Below are 16993 nucleotides of genomic sequence, written 5' to 3'. Positions count from 1 at the left end.
GGATAAAGTTTGCTAATTAAAAAATATACCCTTCCATTTTTAATGGAAAAGTGGATAAATTCAAAATCCAAATAATATTCTAAATCACCCTAAATCCTGCTTTTGTTTCAGCAATCTTTTTCGATAGGCGTTGAAAATTCTGGACTTGGAAACAAAGCCAATGTAGCGTTCTTCCTCCAGAACTGGGAGGTTCCATGCCCCGGAGCGTTCAAACTTTTCCATGGCGGTTTGCATATTTTCAGTAATGGATAGGACTTCCGGGGGACTATGCATAAGTTGCTTGACCAATAGACTTTGTTGTTTTTCAGGATCAAACATGATATCCCTGATATCATCCAGAGTGATGATTCCCAAGAGTCGCTTCTGGTCGTCGACTACGGGAAAGATATTTCTTTTGGATACTTTGACCAAGTTGATCAGATCCAGCAGCTTGGCTTCATGGTGAATGGGCAAAAGGTCCCGTTCAATTACATGAGATAGGGTGATTGTATCCAAGAGCTCCTGATCCTTGGATTCTGGGAGAGATTTGCCTTGATCTCGGAGTTGAAGTTTGTATAAGCTGTCTTTTTGAAAATAGGTAGTCGTAGTAAAAGAAATAGCCGAGACAAACATCAGTGGAATAAACAGCTCATAGCCTCCTGTAATCTCAGCAATGAGGAATATCGCAGAGAGCGGAGAATGCTGGACTCCGGCCATGACCCCACACATGGCCACCAGCGTGAAATGAGCCAAAGGCAGCTCGATGTGAAAATCCACCATGTTTTTGGTGTAGGCGAAAACAAACCCCAATATGCCTCCCACATAGAGTGAAGGAGCGAAGATTCCCCCACTACCTCCTGCCCCGAGTGTGATGGCAGAGGCGATTGGCTTGAGTAAAATAATCATGACCAAAAAGCCGATAATCAAAAGCGGGTTTTCAAAGGAAGAAAAGAAAGGGCTTTTTTCAAGGATTTGAGCTGATTTCCCTTCAATGAGCAGGTTTAGCGTCTCGTATCCTTCCCCATAGATCGGGGGAAAGAAGAAAACGATGAAGCCCAGGAATGCCCCACCATAAAGCAAGCGCATCCATTGGTCATTGAGGTCCTCCATTGCCCGCTCGGTTTTTCGCACCATTCGGGAGAAATAAAGCGAAACGAGTCCGCAGCCAATACCCAAAAGGAAATAATAAGGCATGTGGCTTGCACTGAAAGAATCGGTCAGGTTGAATTTGAATAAGGATTCTTTGCCCATGAGAACCATAGAGGTCAGAGAACCCATCACAGAAGCAATGAGGAGCGGGATAAAGCTTGCCGAGCTGATTTCCAAAAGGATTACTTCAACAGCAAAAATCACAGCCCCAATTGGAGCGCCGAAGATGGCTGAGATAGCTCCTGCAGCCCCACATCCTATCAGTAATGCCCTTTTTTTAGCATTGAGGTGCATCAGCATGCCCACATTTGATCCGATCGCCGAGCCTGTCACTACCATGGGTGCTTCCAATCCAACAGAGCCCCCAAAGCCAACAGTCAGGGCAGAGGTAATCACCCGGCTGTACATCTTCACCCGGGGAATCAGGGCCGAGTTTTTGGAAATATTAAATAGCACATCAGGGATGCCATGTCCTCCTACATCTTTGAGAAGATACTTGCCGGCAAAATAAGCGACGCCTATCCCGATCAGGGGATAGAGGATATAGAGAAAATTGGCATATTCCGTATAAAAATCCTCAGTAAGGAACTTCTGAATCGCATGCACAGCCTCCTTAAGAATCACAGCGGCGATTCCTGACAAAATCCCAATCAGACCACTAAGAATAAGCACAAAGGCCTGATTGCTCATGTGCTTGAGCCTCCATACCAGTAGTCTTGTTATGAGATCAGTTTTTGCCAAGTCAGATTTAGTTTATTACTAAGTTTTAGGTTAGTCGGCCAATTGATCATCCAATGCCAAAATGCATTTGAGTATCAGATTGGTCGCATTGATGTAGAATTCTTCCTGAATATTCTTGTATTCATCTGAAGGACGATGATAATCCTCGTGATCCTCCACTCCAAAATAGATATGGGGAACTTTCTTCTCAAAAAAAGCGCCATGATCGGAGGCTTGAGTCCAATCTTCTCTTCCTGTGCCTGGCTCGTCATGTCCGAATTTCAGGGTTGGAGAAAGAGCCGCAGTGGCTTGTTCCAATATAGGTCTGAGTTGAGGATTATGGTAGGTTCCGGAAGCATAAATTTCATTTTTGTCATTTCTGGAAATCATATCCATATTGATATTAACCACGATCTGGTCCAGAGGATAGGGGAAGTCCCTGACCAAAGCTTTGGCGCCCTGAAGCCCCATCTCTTCAGCATCCAGGGCGGCAAACATTATTGCATGTTTGGGGCGATTTTTGGAGAAATAGTCTGCCAGTGCCATCAGGGCTGCAGTTCCGGAGGCATTGTCGTCAGTACCGTTGTAAATGGAATCTCCGTTGGCATCCGGTCTGCCTACACCCACATGGTCATAGTGAGCGGTGATCACGATCACTTTTTTGGACTCACTTCCCGGGATGAATGCCACCAAATTAGCCGCGTCCTCATAAGTTTTCTTTTCGCGTCGGTTTTCGAAAGAAAATCGCTGAATAAAATCCGGATAAATAGGCTCCGCGAGAGCTAGACTTTTATAGTGCTCCAAAATGTACTTTTGGGCTTCTAGATTCCCTGTAGTCAGGGGTTTTCTACCCTGAAGCTCATCAGAGGAGAGGTATCGGAGATGGCTGAGAAGTTGCTCGGAATCTACTTTTTGGGAAAGAACTGGAAAAGTCAGCGATAGGAAGGAAATAAAAAGAAGAAGTTTCAGGTTTTTTTTCTGCATCTGGCGATATGTTGTGCGTTATGTATATTCGTAAAAATACTAAGCTAAAAATCTCTGCCACCTGATTCAATGAAATATATCGGCTCTTTTCTCTTGTTTTTTACTTTTTCGATTGCTGGATTTTCTCAGGGAGCCTTACCCGAGAGTTTTTTCAACGGGAAATCTGTCGTCGTTGTATCTACCGATCCTGGTTCTAGGCCAGTTTTGTCTTGGAAGGAGCTGGCAGACAGCGTTCATGTGCATTTGGTAGAAGCGGGAGGAGATCCTATTGCCTATTTTGAATTAGAGCAGGTGGTGCTTTCGGAGGCTCGGCAGGCAGATTACGCTCGCGCCTTTCAGCAGCGTCAGGTGAAGAATGTCATATTGGTGACGCGTCAGAAGCAAATGCTGAGCATTCATATTGGCCCTTTTAGCGGTGATGGAAAAATCATCCCCACCACAGGGCTCTATGGTGTATCCGGGAAGGATTGGAATGAAGCAGGAAATCAGCTGGCCGAAGTGGCAAAAGGTACTAATTCAAAAAACTACTTGGTTTTGGATGTGGCAGAATTTCCCCAGATCAGCACTCAGGAGACTGCCCAGTCAGTTCAGCGATTCCTACCCCGGAATCCGCTCAATCTGGAGGTTTTCAAATTGGGAATTCCTTTGGAGGGCTCCTCTGCCGAGACGGGCTTGATGAGCTATTTTCGATATGATCTTTTGGGAAAAAGCCAGGAAGCCATACTCGCCGAGCAGGCAGCCCAGAAAAATCAGATTCAGTCGATATTTGAAAACCTGTATCCCAATCAAATCGAATGGCTGACTGAGGCCAAAACCAATCAGGAGTTGATCCGCGATCGAGTCCAGTTCTTGCTGGTAAGAGTAGAAGGTAGGCAAGCAGATTTGATGGAAAGTATGGGTTTGGAGCCTTTGGGTGGAGAAGAAGGTGCAAAAACCGTGGTAAAATATTACATCAAGTTTTTGGTCAGAGATGAGCTTTACATTGGACCGGAGTGGGATGCCGATCCGGATTGGAAAGTGGCATTGACCCAATTCCTAAGAAATCTCCAAAAACCTGCATGAAAAAAGCCTCCCGAGGGAGGCTTTAGAGTAAAATTGACTTTGGGGTGATTAAAGCAACTTTTACTGAAAATAGTGGTAAAAAGCAGAAATCTTAATATCAATCGCTTATTTCTTAAAAGAAGAGATTAATCTTCACTTTTGCAATTATTTTTAAAAATTTCTAAATAAAATCTTAATACTCGATTTTATTAATCATTTCCCGGCCATTAATAAATATTTTCATTAAGGAATGGAATCAAGGCCAGGATAATGGCCTGCTCGTAATAAGCCGATCTGTTGACCACTCCTTTGGTAAGAATCCCGACGGATCCTCCACTTTGTTTGGAGTTTTCTTTTTCAAAGATCAAATCATCTGCCTTTCCCAATTCCATCCCGTCTTTGACCAAGTCTGCCACTTTTTTGGGTAGATAAAAACAGCCGGTTTTAGCCTGTCCTTTTCTTCCATTTTTCCCAAGAATATAAATCCAGGCAAAGGCAAACATCCCATAAGCATCTTCATCTACTCCTCCTTCGATGCCAACCCAAAAATTTGCCTCAGGAAATACATCACGGGAGTTTTGAGCTCGGTTTTTTGCTCCTAATAGAGTTTGTTCATCACCCATAGGCTGATCTGGTACGCCGGAGAAAGCATGGATTCCCTCTACCAGAAAGGAACGATTGAATGCTTGGGTGAAAGCATCTTCAGTACAGGAAATCTTTACTGGGTTTTTGCTTCCTACCAAAACCAAAAGTTTTTCGGAAGGCTTTAGATTTTCTCTTCTTTTAAACTGCATGAATAAAGGCCAGTATATGATTTAGGCCATATTGGTGAATACCTGGTTTACATCATCGTCTTCTTCCAGACGGTCGATCAGCTTATTGATGACCTCTTCTTGCTCTTCGGTAAGTTCGGTGAGTGTGGTTGGGAATCGTTGGAAATCCGCTGAGATGATTTCAATTCCTTTGTCTTCCAAGGCCTTTTGCATGGCGCCGAAGTCTTCAAATTCAGTGTAGACGAACAGTTCTCCTTCGTTTTCGTCAATATCGGTCAGGCCAAAGTCGATCAGTTCCAACTCCAACTCCTCCATATCATAGTCGCCCTTGGCAAAACGGAAAACTGCCTTTCGGTCAAACATGAAGCTTACAGAACCAGATGTGCCTAAAGAACCACCGGCTTTGGTGAAGTAGGACCTTACATTAGCTACCGTGCGGTTGGTATTGTCTGTAGAAGTTTCTACAATAACTGCGATACCATAGGGACCATAGCCCTCATAAACAATCTCTTCGTAGTCTTTTTCATCCTTATTTGATGCTCGCTTTATGGCAGCTTCAATCCGGTCCTTGGGCATTTGTGCACCCTTGGCATTTTGAATTACTGTTCTCAGCTTGGCATTGGTCGTGGGGTCGGGTCCTCCAGCTTTGACAGCCATTACGATCTCTTTTCCCAGTCGGGTAAATACCTTGGACATCTTGTCCCATCTTTTGAACTTCCGTTCTTTCCTGAATTCAAATGCTCTTCCCATGGATTTTCATTTTAGAGGTGGGCAAAAATAACAATTCTTTTCACTTGGGGGAAAAAGGAAAAGTATTGAAGAAAAAAGAAAAGCAGGCCCATATCTTCAGTCTTGCTCTGCAAAAATTCGTGTAAGGACTAGAACCTATCCCTATCTCTATGTCATCTGCCTCTTTTCCCATACCCAATCTTCCTAAATTGGACCTGCCTAAAGTGGTCATTGTCGGGGCTGGATTTGCCGGCCTTAAACTTGCCCGAAGCTTGAAGGGTGGACCTTTTCAGGTTATTTTACTCGACAAAAACAATTTTCATCAGTTTCAACCGCTTTTTTATCAGGTGGCTACTGCAGGCCTTGAGCCTTCTGCCATTTCATTTCCTATTCGGAAGATTTTTCAGTCTACCCGAAATGTCACCTTCCGTATGGCTGAGGTCCTGAGTGTGGACCAAAAGCAAAACCGACTCTTCACAGACATTGGCTATGTTGATTACGATTTTCTTGTGCTCTCCATGGGTGCAGATACCAATTATTTTGGGGCAAAAAACATCGAATACTTTGCCTCCCCGATGAAAACCGTCTCAGAGGCCCTATATATTCGGAATAAAATCATCTCCAACTATGAGCGTGCCATCTCTATCGAAAAAGTAGAGGAGAGAAAAACCCTCATGAATGTGGTCATTGTCGGAGGTGGGCCTACCGGAGTAGAGCTTGCAGGAGCTATGGCCGAGCTGAGAAATAATGTATTTCCGAAGGACTACCCTGAGCTCAGCTTCAAAAACATGAAGGTGGTCTTGATCGAAGCAGGTCCCAGCCTGCTGGGTGCGATGAGTCGGGAGTCTCAGAGTCATGCATTGCAGTATCTTCAGCAATTAGGGGTGGAGGTTTACCTCAGTACCCGGGTTTTGGATTACGACGGAAAGGAAGTTCAGATCGAAGGAAAGGAACCCATCAAAACCGAAACGCTGCTGTGGGCAGCCGGAATCAAACCCAATGCAATTGAAGGGTTCCATCCAGAGCAGTACTCCGGTAATCGGCGAATGCTGGTCAATGCGTACAATCAGCTGATCGGCTCGGAAAGAATTTTCGTATTGGGGGATCAGTGTCTAATGGCCGTAGAAAGTCAACCTAAAGGTCATCCTCAGGTTGCACAGGTCGCTATACAACAAGCCAAAAACCTATCAATCAATCTCAAAAATACCATCACAGGCAAGCCACTCATACCTTTCCAATACAAAAACCTGGGCTCCATGGCGACGGTGGGAAGAAAATTGGCTGTGGTGGATTTGCCTTTCGTGAAGTTTCAGGGAGTCTTGGCTTGGTTGACTTGGTTGTTTGTGCATTTGATGGCTATTCTGGGAGTGAAAAACAAGCTGTTTATCTTCTTGGATTGGTCTTGGAACTACCTGAGCTTCGATCCAAGTCTCCGCTTACTCATCAAACCCAAATACGTCAGAGCGTCAGAAAGAAAGGGCTTGATTGAGGAAAAATCAATCAATTAGCATTTGTTAACAATTGGCCAAAATTCAGGATTAAACCTCAGTCCAGCTGCAAGGTCTAAATCCTGAAACAAAACCAATAACAACATGAAAAAGTGGATCATCGGTGCAGCTCTTTTGGTATTTACCAGTCTAAGTGTGGCTGCCCAAGAAGGAAAAAGAACTCCTCCAAGTCCTGAGGAAAGAGCTCAGAAAATGACCGATCGAATGGCTGAAAAACTTTCACTATCTGAAGCTCAGAAAACTGAAATCTATTCCATCAACTTGGAAAATGCCAAAAAGAGGCAAGAAGAAATGGAGGCCAAAAAGGCTGAGTCGGCCGACCGAAGAGCAGAAATGAAAGCTCAGGATGAAAGAATCAAACAAGTACTCACAGAAGATCAGCGAAAGGCTTGGGAAGAATTGAAAGAAGAAAATCGAAGCAGAAGGAGACCTGAAGGGCAGATTCACGACAGGGGAGAAATTCGAAGAGGTCCTCGGGGAGGAAACTAAAAATGATGAAAGCCGCCTCAAGGGCGGCTTTCTTTATCACAGGGAGTCAACTAAACAGGATACTCTAAATACAATCCCCCACTGCACAAATCAGCGAGGATCCTAACCTGCGATATGCTCGTCAACTTGGAAATAGGATTCGTCCTTTCTCGGTAGGCTGGAGCTGCCCATCAGGTATTCATCCACCTTGACTGCAGCCTCCCTTCCTTCAGAAATTGCCCATACCACCAAAGACTGTCCTCTTCTCATATCTCCTGCCAGAAACACTTTCGAATTGGTACTTTGATAGTTTTTAGATTTGGGAAGGGTTTGATTTTCGATTTTTTCTACTCCAAAAGCTTCTAAAAGGCCATTTTGAGCAGGGCCCAAATATCCGATAGCAATGAAGGCTAAATCACAGGGGATAATTCTCTCCGAACCTTGAATCTCTACAAAGGTCATTCTGCCTCCTTTTTCTATCCACTCGATATCAGCGACTTTGAGCCCGGTGACCTCTCCTTTTTCGTTTCCGATAAATTCCTTGGTCAAAACAGAGAAAATACGCTCTGCTCCTTCCTCATGAGAACTCGAGGTTTTCAAAGTCATTGGCCATTCTGGCCAAGGATTTAACTCTGTACGCGCCTTTGGTGGCTTGGGTAAAAGTTCCAACTGGGTGACTGAAGCTGCTCCATGACGATTGGAAGTACCAATGCAATCGCTACCGGTATCTCCTCCTCCAATGACCAAAACATGCTTTCCCTTGGCTTGAATGGGGTTTTCGGGGATTTCCCCTCCAATCACCTGATTCTGTTTGCCCAGAAATTCCATGGCAAAGTGCACTCCTTTCAACTGGTCTCCCTGAATATTCAAAGCCCTGGGTTGAGTTGCTCCGGTAGCCAACACCACCGCATCAAAGTTTTTCAGGATGTTTTCTGCTTTGACGTTGAATCCAATTTCAGTTTGAGTAGAGAAGATGACTCCTTCTTTTTCCATAATCTCAATACGGCGGTCGATCACCCATTTCTCCAATTTGAAATCAGGGATGCCGTAGCGAAGAAGTCCACCTACTTTGGCGTCTTTTTCGAAAAGAGTCACCTCATGTCCTGCCTGATTGAGCTGGTCTGCTGCTGCTAATCCTGCTGGGCCAGAGCCAATGACAGCCACTTTTTTCCCGGTTCTTACTGCTGGGGGATTAGCCAGAATCAAACCCAGTTCATAGGCCTTTTCGGCAATGTTTTTCTCGATTAGCTCGATGGCTACCGGGTCTTTGTTAATCCCAAGCACACAGCTGGCCTCGCAAGGGGCAGGACAGATTCTTCCGGTAAATTCAGGGAAGTTGTTCGTGCTTTTCAAAATTTGAATTGCCTGTTCCCACTCCTGCTGATACACCGCGTCGTTGAATTCAGGGATTACATTCCCCAAAGGACACCCATGATGGCAAAATGGAACCCCACAGTCCATGCATCGGGCGGCTTGGTGGTTAAGTTTCTCCCCGGAAAAGGGCTCGTATATTTCCTTGTAATCACCGATCCGCTCTTGAGGATCCCGTGATACAGGTGTTTCTCTTTTAAATTGGATAAATCCTTCTTTCGCTCCCATCTTAAACCAATGATTTTGCTTGTTCTTCTGCTCTTTTCTGTAATACCGCTTTGTAATCTCTAGGAATCACCTTGATAAAGAGATCCTGCACAGACTCCCAATTGTCGAGGAATTTCTGACCTAGTTTACTGTTGGTCAGCTTGACATGCCTCTTGAGGTAAATCTTCATGGTGGAGAGGTCTTCCTCATCCATCAAGTCCAGATCCACCATTTCGGTGTTGATCTCAGTGATGTATTCTTTGAGAATGTAGGCGATTCCACCGCTCATCCCCGCGGCGAAATTGCGGCCGATCTCTCCGAGATTGATGACCAATCCTCCGGTCATATATTCGCATCCATGGTCACCGATACCCTCGATCACTGCTTTTACTCCGGAGTTTCTTACGCAGAATCGTTCACCCCCTTTTCCGTTGATATAGCTTTCACCGGAAGTAGCTCCATAGAAAGCCACATTTCCGATGATGATATTTTCTTCGGCTGCAAACCGGGCATTTCGACTAGGATACACGATAAGTTTTCCTCCGGAAAGTCCTTTTCCAAAATAGTCATTGGCTTCTCCTTCCAATTCAAAATTGACTCCCTTGGCCAAGAATCCTCCAAAGGTCTGTCCAGCAGAGCCGGAAAACTTGTAATGAATGGTGTCTTCGGGCAAGCCCACTCCTCCGTAGATTTTGGAGATTTCGTTAGATAGCATGGCTCCAACTGATCGGTCCGTGTTTTTGATCTGAAAGTTGGATTCTACCTGAATGGCTTGCTCCAATGCCGGGGTGGCAACTTGAATAAGCTGTCGGTCCAGAACTTGGTTGAGTTCAAATTCCTGATCGATCTGCTTGTGGATACCCACATGGTCGGGTACTTCCACTCGGTGGAAAATAGGGGAAAGGTCCACCTTGTCCCATTTCCAGTGATTAAGATGCCCTGTGGACTGAAGCACGTGGCTTTGGCCGACCATCTCGTCAATGGTACGGAACCCAAGAGAGGCCATGATTTCCCGAAGGTCTTGAGCCAAGAATCGGAAATAATTGACCACATGGTCGGGATCCCCGGTGAAGAGTCTTCTTAAATCTGGATTCTGAGTGGCAATCCCCACGGGACAGGTATTCAGATGACATTTTCTCATCATGATGCATCCCTCTACTACCAAGGCACCGGTGGCTACTCCCCATTCTTCCGCTCCCAAAAGAGTAGCAATAGCAATGTCCCTTCCGGTTCGGATTTGTCCGTCAGTCTGAAGGACAACTCGGCTTCGGAGGTTATTTTTGACCAAAGTCTGATGAGCTTCTGAAAGGCCCAATTCCCAAGGAAGACCTGCGTGACGGATAGAGCTGAGCGGAGAGGCTCCTGTGCCTCCATCGGCGCCTGAGATTAGAATGACATCTGCCATGGCTTTGGCCACACCTGCAGCTACTGTGCCCACTCCTGCCTGAGATACCAGTTTTACATTGATTCTAGCCTGACGATTGGCATTTTTCAGGTCAAAAATCAATTGAGCCAGGTCCTCAATGGAGTAAATGTCGTGATGTGGAGGAGGGGAAATCAGCCCGACTCCCGGGGTAGAATGCCGTACTCTTCCGATCCATTCGTCTACTTTATGACCCGGCAGCTGTCCGCCTTCTCCCGGCTTGGCCCCCTGAGCCATTTTGATCTGGATTTCTTCGGCATTGCTGAGGTAGTGAGAAGTCACCCCAAATCGACCGGAAGCCACCTGCTTGATGGCTGAACGCTCCCAGTCTCCATTTTCTTTTCTCTGATACCGAATTTCGTCTTCCCCTCCCTCTCCGGAATTACTCTTAGCACCAATGCGGTTCATAGCAATGGCCAAGGTGGTGTGTGCCTCATGAGAAATAGAGCCGAAGGACATGGCTCCGGTGGCAAATCGCTTGAGTATATTCTCCTCAGGCTCTACCTCATCCAATGGAATGCTGATTCTTTTTTTGAATTCGAACAGTCCTCGGAGAGTCAGTGCGTCTGTAGTTTGCTCATTGATTTTGGAGGCAAACTTTTTATAAAGTTCGTAGTCGCCTAATCGGGTGGATTTCTGAAGGAGATGGATGGTTTCGGGATTGAACATGTGCTTCTCTCCCCGTCTTTTCCACTGATAGACTCCACCTGTCTCCAAAACAGGGCTATGGGTCTCGTAAGCAGCTCTGTGTCTTGCCAAAACTTCCTCTGCCAATTCATCAAAAGAAACCCCACTGATACGGGATATGGTACCGGTAAAACAACGGTCAATCACCTCAGGCCCCAAACCAATGGCCTCAAAAATCTGAGAACCCTGATAGGACTGAAGAGTGGAGATTCCCATTTTGGAAAGGACTTTGAGCAAACCCTTTCCGATTGCCGCCTGATAGTTGGCAAAAAGAGTCTTTTGATCTTTCACTTTTGGCAGCTGACCGCTTTCCATGAGTTGGAGAAGGGATTCCAAGGCTAGGTAGGGGTTGATTGCAGATACACCATAGCCTATGGCAGTGGCGAAATGATGGACTTCCCGGATATCCCCGGATTCCAATACCAATCCTGCGCGGGTTCGGATTTTCTTTCTGACCAAATGCTGATGAACTGCCCCGATTGCCAAAAGAGAGGGAATGGGTGCCCAGTCCTCAGAACTTTTCCTGTCGGAAATGATCAAGACGTTTTTCCCCTCATGGATCGCATCCTCAGCTTCCTGACATAGCTTATCTATGGCCTCCAAAAGTCTGCCTGGCTGATGGTCTGCTCTGAAATGACCAAAAAGCCGCTGAGATCGGTAGCCCAAGTGTTCCATCAGGGTGATTTTCTCCAAATCTTCATTAAGCAAAACCGGCTGTGAAATATGAATCTGCTTGGTATGCTCAGGAGATTCTTCGAGAATGTTATGACCTTCACCGATTCGGGTGAAAAGGGACATGACCAGTCGTTCCCGGATAGGATCAATAGGTGGGTTGCTGACTTGTGCAAAAAGCTGCTTGAAATAGTTGGAGATGTGCTGGCTTTGCTTGGAAAGGACAGCAAGCGGTGTGTCCGCACCCATGGATCCAACCGGTTCGTAGCCAGTGTCCCCCATGGGACTTAGGATCACTTTAAGCTCCTCAGAAGTATATCCGAATACGGTCTGACACTTTTTAAGCTTATCATTTTGGTAAGGAAAAGCCATTTCTTCCGGATCCGGCACAAAGCGTAGCTTGGTCCGCTTCTCATTGACCCATTTTTCATAGGGCTGCTGTCGGCAGATTTCCCCTTTCACTTCTTCATCAAACAATACTCTTCCTTTTTCCAAGTCAGCCCAAATCATTTTCCCTGGACTTATTCGGCCCTTTTCGGTGATAGTGGCTTCCCGGATAGGAAGTGCACCGGCTTCCGAAGAAAGAACGAGTCTCTGATCACGGGTGATGAAATAGCGAAGAGGCCGCAGTCCATTTCGGTCCAAAGTGGCTCCTACGGACTTTCCATCGGTAAAAAGCAGTGCTGCGGGACCATCCCAAGGCTCCACCAAGGAGGCATGAAACTTATAGAACGCCTTTCTTTCCCGATCCATCACTTCGTTGTCCTGCCAGGCTTCTGGCACGAGCATCATCATGGAGTGGGGAAGGGACCGTCCGCTTAGAGTGAGAAGCTCCACCATGGCATCCAAATTGGCGGAGTCAGAATTGTGCTTGTCCGTGATTGGCAATAGCATGGCCAATTCCTCCTCGGTGAAAAACTTGGATTTCATCAAGGCCTCTTTGGACTTCATTTTGTTCAAATTACCCCGGATGGTGTTGATTTCCCCGTTGTGTGACAAGAAGCGGAAAGGCTGCGCAAGTCTCCAATTAGGGAAGGTGTTGGTAGAAAACCGGGAGTGAACGATTGCAAAAGCAGATTCGATCCTTGGGTTTTGCAGGTCCTTATAGAACGGTAATACTTGATCGGTTCTGAGCTGACCTTTATATATCAAGGTGCGGCTGCTCAAGCTCGCAAAATAAAAGGAGCGATTGACCCCCGGTATCTTGGAGTTGATCTCGGAAGTGGCGTAGTTTCTCAATATATAAAGCTTGCGCTCTAGCTCAATATCTCTAAGGCCGTCCTTATGCCTTACAAAAAGCTGCTCAATATTGGGCATCACATCCAATGCTCCTGAGCCGGGTACGGTTTCATCGACAGGCACAGTTCGATAACCGATCAATTCAAACCCCAACTGATCGATCAGTTGATTCAAAAGCTCTTTTGATTTGAGGAATAGCTGTTTGTTTTTTGGGAAAAAGGTCATCCCTACTCCATAGGAGCCGGGTTCGGGAAGGTTGATTTCCGTTCTGGCAGTGACATCTTTCAAAAATTCATGTGGGACTTGGATGGAAATCCCCGCTCCGTCTCCTGTTTTGGGATCTGATCCTCGCCCTCCTCGATGCTCCATATTGCTAAGCATATATAGTGCATCGCTGATTGTCTCATGAGTAGGAGTATTGCTCAAATCCACCACTGCACCAATGCCGCATGAGTCATGCTCAAATTCCGGCCGATACATTCCTTGCTGCATTATTTTCTAGGTTTTTATAGGTTCAAAATTTCCAAAAATTACAAAAAAAATTCCCTTTGTTAAAATTTAAGCAATGATTGGGCTTTGTAAATGAAGGATTATTGACTAATAATTGGATTGTTTGATTTTTTAATAATCTTAAAATGGGAATAAATTTTCGCCAATTTTTCAAGAAAAGATGTAATTAACCTCCAACTAGGCTTTCAAATCCTGTCATTTAGCATTGAAAAATTGAGATTTTTCGAAAAATGGTTTTGTTCAAAAAAAATTCTTGAACCATAAATTTTTTTCTACTCCCATTTGCCACTTGGATGATATAAATCCTCATGGGATAGACATAATTCAGAATAAAAATTGGTGAATGATCAGTCTATAAAAATTAGGTAAATTGACTTTCATCTCCTTTCAATGCCAAACTTCTGTTTTTCTGGAGAAGAAATGGGGATTTGGGGAAATGAATGGTATAATCTTTAAAAAATCGGCTATCGTAACTGATGAAGAGATAAAGACGATAGCCAGACCTTAGGCAAAGAAAATTCTGTTTATAGGAAAGTAAGGCGGAGTTTACAGGACATGGATTAATCCATGAATTTGTCGTCCTCTTTATTCCCGTGATTTTTCATATGGACTTTTACCTTTTTGATCTTTCTGGCATCCACGGCGAGAACGGTAAATTCAAAATCTAGGTAATTGATTTTTGTGCCGTTTTTCGGAAGTTTGGAGTTGATCTCCAATAGCAGTCCACCCAGAGACTCGCTTTCCCCTTTAACTTCGTCAAATATCTGAGAATCTACCTCCAGCTTTTTACAAAAATCATTGAGGGACACTTTACCTTCAAAAACAAAAGTGTCCTGATCTATTTCTTGGAAAAAGAAATCTTCGGCGTCGTCAAACTCGTCATTGATTTCTCCGATGATTTCCTCGATCAAATCCTCCAAAGTCACCAAGCCAGAAGTGCCCCCGTATTCATCTACCACAATCGCCATATGCACCCTCATTTTCTGAAAATCCTTGAGAAGGGCATCTACTTTTTTGTTTTCAGGGATAAAGAAGCATTTCCGGGTGAGTGATTTCCAGTCAAAGTTTTCATCCTTTTCTATGTGAGGAAGAAGATCTTTGATATAAAGTACGCCAAGGATATTATCTATCGTCTCTTCATAGACAGGAATTCTGGAATAGCCGCTTTTGTTGATCCGGTCCATGAGTTGGTGAAAGTCCATTTCCACATCTATCGCAGTGATTTCCAGTCGGCTTTTCATCACTTGCTTGACGGACAAGGTTCCAAAGTTTACGATCCCCCTCAGGATTTCTTTTTCTTCTTCAGGCGTGTCTTCGGTAGTGATTTCCAATGCTTGGTTTAGCTCATCTACAGAGAGAGAGTACCCTTTATGCTGTATTCTTTTTTCAATCAAATTGCCAAATCCAAGCAGTAGGTAGGAGAAAGGCTTCAGTACGGAGGTGAAAAAAGAAAGGATGGATGCCATAGCCATGGAAAACTGAAGTTTGGCCTGATTAGCATAGACTTTTGGTACGATCTCTCCAAAAAACACAATGGCAAAAGTGACACCTATGGTTTGAACCAAAAGAATTACTATTCCAGAGGCATCATTTCCAAAGATGGACCAGGTAAGGAAAGTCGTCAGGGTTACTATCCCAATATTGATCAGGTTGTTAAGTATGAGGATGGTGCTGAGCAGGGTTTTGGGATGGGCTAGCAGGGCACTGATTTTTCTTCCTTTTGTGGGGTTTGTTTCGCGTAGGTCTTCTATTTCATCATTGGTCAATGAAAAGAAGGCGACTTCAGAACCGGAAACCAAGGCGGAACAGATCAACAAAAAAATAAGAACTAACCCGTTGATCAGGAAATAGTTGGGAGAAAGCTCGACAATCTGTGCGATGACAAGATAACTCGGGTAGGGGTCGTCCATCGGGGATACTAAATGTTTTTGCAAAAATAAGTAATTCCTCCGAATGTAAAATCCGGAGGAATCGGTTGGTTTTTAGAATGGAAGATCATCATCTTCTATTTCCTTCATTTCCGGTGCAGGTTGGGCTGATTTAGCTGGAGCGGCTGCTTGGCTGGACATTTCATTGGATTGAGGCATTCCTCCTCCTCCTTCTGGTCTTCCTCCTAGCATGGTGAAGTTGAGGACTCGAATTCGGATTTTTTTTCGGTTTTGCCCTTGTTCGTCCTGCCACTTGTCCGACTTGATTTTGCCCTCTACGTAGATTTGTGAGCCTTTTTTCAGGTATTGTTCGGCAATTTTTGCTTGCTGATCCCAAAGCTCCAAATCGTGCCATTCGGTCTGTTCGACCCGATTACCACTTCGATCTTTGTATGCTTCAGTCGTTGCCAAACTGATGTTGGCTACCACTTTATCTCCTTCCAGATATTTGACTTCGGGGTCTGCCCCGAGATTTCCGATCAAAATTACTTTATTGACTCCAGCCATTTGTTCTTCTTTTTTTGGTTAAAAATGAATTTGAATTTACTTAAATCCCCTGATCGTTCAAAAAATTGACGATCAATTTGGGCTTGGCCAGTTCGTCAATTTCCTTTTCTGCGACGAGTAGATATCCTTCCTGTTCACACCACTGATATAGGTTGTGTCGCTTTTCCTCAGGAAACTCTATTTCTGTGAACTCTGCTTCCAGTCGCTGATGAGACAGCAAATGCTTGTAACTTTTGGGAATAAGTTTGCCAGCACTTATTTCTGGAGGGAGGTTTTTGGTTTTTTCCTGAAGGGGAAAATCATGCAATCCCTCCCAAATATCTCCCGAGCTTCTTTTGTTCCATACCCATTCGGTTCCGCATTTGATGACTAGGTAGTTTAGCTTTCGGTCCTTGATTTTGACTTTGTTGATTTTGACCGGAAGCTGATTGACCAGGCCGTGGGTATGAGCAAAACAGGTTTTTACAAGAGGACAGGTTTCGCAGGAAGGGTTTTTGGGTGTGCATTGTCGGGAGCCAAAGTCCATCATGGCCTGATTAAACTCAGCGGGATTGTCTTTTGGGATCAACTGATTGGCCAAGGCTTCAAATTCTTTTTTGGTCCTGGACGAGTTGATATCCGAGTCCAACCCAAAATATCTGGCGAGGACGCGAAATACATTCCCGTCGACTACTGCCTTTGCTTCCCCAAATGCAAAACTGGCTATTGCAGCCGCGGTATAGCTACCTACACCTTTTAATAGTAGGAGTTGCTCATAGGTCTGGGGAAATTCCCCACTATTTTCAAACCAAATCCATTTGGCGCAGGCGTGAAGATTTCTGGCCCGGGAATAATATCCAAGTCCCTGCCACAATCTGAGCACCTCCGATTCAGGAGCTTGTGCCAGGTCTTTCACTGTTGGGTATGCTTGGGAAAAGGCGTAATAGTACGGTAATCCCTGAGCGACTCTGGTCTGCTGTAAAATGATTTCTGAGAGCCAAATCAGGTAGGGATCGGTGGTTCCTCGCCAGGGAAGTTCTCTTGGGTTTTGTTTATACCAATGGATGATTTGATTGGGAAAAGCCTGAAATTCAGCAGATTTGGTATTCATTCGGTTTA

At 44.9% G+C, this 16993-nt stretch carries 12 protein-coding genes; 3 read left to right on the top strand and 9 right to left on the bottom strand.

The window, feature by feature from the left end; translation table 11 throughout:
• Nucleotides 1-84: 84 nt before the first annotated feature.
• Together AAA942_RS09705 and AAA942_RS09700 are read right to left on the bottom strand one after the other, a co-directional pair.
• The gene (locus AAA942_RS09705; RefSeq protein WP_338220062.1) at nucleotides 85-1869 is read right to left on the bottom strand and encodes a chloride channel protein; all 1785 of its coding nucleotides are present in this window, start codon (nucleotides 1867-1869) and stop codon (nucleotides 85-87) included.
• Nucleotides 1870-1899: 30 nt separating this feature from the next.
• The gene (locus tag AAA942_RS09700; RefSeq protein WP_338220061.1) at nucleotides 1900-2832 is read right to left on the bottom strand and encodes a M20/M25/M40 family metallo-hydrolase; all 933 of its coding nucleotides are present in this window, start codon (nucleotides 2830-2832) and stop codon (nucleotides 1900-1902) included.
• Between the two features lie 69 nt (nucleotides 2833-2901).
• Here AAA942_RS09700 and AAA942_RS09695 point away from each other — a divergent pair, with 69 nt between their 5' ends.
• A complete protein-coding gene (locus AAA942_RS09695; RefSeq protein WP_338220060.1) occupies nucleotides 2902-3894 on the top strand; it encodes an NTPase in 993 nt (330 codons plus the stop codon).
• Between the two features lie 206 nt (nucleotides 3895-4100).
• On the opposite strand, the gene yjjX is transcribed toward AAA942_RS09695, so the two are convergent.
• Nucleotides 4101-4667: an inosine/xanthosine triphosphatase gene (gene yjjX / locus AAA942_RS09690; protein ID WP_338220059.1), complete on the bottom strand. Its 567-nt coding sequence runs from the start codon at nucleotides 4665-4667 to the stop codon at nucleotides 4101-4103.
• A 21-nt stretch (nucleotides 4668-4688) separates the two neighbouring features.
• Nucleotides 4689-5396 (bottom strand): YebC/PmpR family DNA-binding transcriptional regulator, encoded by a 708-nt coding sequence (locus AAA942_RS09685; protein WP_338220058.1) that lies wholly within the window; start codon nucleotides 5394-5396, stop codon nucleotides 4689-4691.
• 149 nt (nucleotides 5397-5545) lie between these two features.
• On the opposite strand from AAA942_RS09685, the gene AAA942_RS09680 reads away from it, so the two are divergent.
• Complete coding sequence (locus AAA942_RS09680; protein WP_338220057.1) at nucleotides 5546-6883, top strand: NAD(P)/FAD-dependent oxidoreductase; 1338 nt, start codon at nucleotides 5546-5548, stop codon at nucleotides 6881-6883.
• Between the two features lie 84 nt (nucleotides 6884-6967).
• The gene (locus AAA942_RS09675) at nucleotides 6968-7372 is read left to right on the top strand and encodes a DUF4890 domain-containing protein (RefSeq protein ID WP_338220056.1); all 405 of its coding nucleotides are present in this window, start codon (nucleotides 6968-6970) and stop codon (nucleotides 7370-7372) included.
• Between the two features lie 102 nt (nucleotides 7373-7474).
• On the opposite strand, the gene AAA942_RS09670 is transcribed toward AAA942_RS09675, so the two are convergent.
• From AAA942_RS09670 to mutY, 5 genes are all read right to left on the bottom strand, one after another.
• Nucleotides 7475-8950 carry a glutamate synthase subunit beta gene (locus AAA942_RS09670; protein ID WP_338220055.1) on the bottom strand — a complete coding sequence of 492 codons (1476 nt, stop codon included), beginning with the start codon at nucleotides 8948-8950 and terminating at the stop codon, nucleotides 7475-7477.
• Nucleotide 8951: 1 nt separating this feature from the next.
• A complete protein-coding gene (gltB, locus tag AAA942_RS09665) occupies nucleotides 8952-13442 on the bottom strand; it encodes a glutamate synthase large subunit (protein ID WP_338220054.1) in 4491 nt (1496 codons plus the stop codon).
• 578 nt (nucleotides 13443-14020) lie between these two features.
• The gene (gene gldE / locus AAA942_RS09660) at nucleotides 14021-15370 is read right to left on the bottom strand and encodes a gliding motility-associated protein GldE (protein ID WP_338220053.1); all 1350 of its coding nucleotides are present in this window, start codon (nucleotides 15368-15370) and stop codon (nucleotides 14021-14023) included.
• A 72-nt stretch (nucleotides 15371-15442) separates the two neighbouring features.
• Nucleotides 15443-15895 (bottom strand): single-stranded DNA-binding protein, encoded by a 453-nt coding sequence (locus AAA942_RS09655; RefSeq protein ID WP_338220052.1) that lies wholly within the window; start codon nucleotides 15893-15895, stop codon nucleotides 15443-15445.
• A 40-nt stretch (nucleotides 15896-15935) separates the two neighbouring features.
• Nucleotides 15936-16985 carry an A/G-specific adenine glycosylase gene (gene mutY / locus AAA942_RS09650; RefSeq protein ID WP_338220051.1) on the bottom strand — a complete coding sequence of 350 codons (1050 nt, stop codon included), beginning with the start codon at nucleotides 16983-16985 and terminating at the stop codon, nucleotides 15936-15938.
• Between the last annotated feature and the right edge of the window lie 8 nt (nucleotides 16986-16993).

The organism is Algoriphagus sp. oki45 (genome assembly GCF_036245605.1).
In the GTDB taxonomy this organism is placed as follows: Bacteria; Bacteroidota; Bacteroidia; order Cytophagales; family Cyclobacteriaceae; genus Algoriphagus.
Note: the sequence above shows the minus strand (reverse complement) of the source record. Positions and strands in the feature narration are given on the sequence as shown.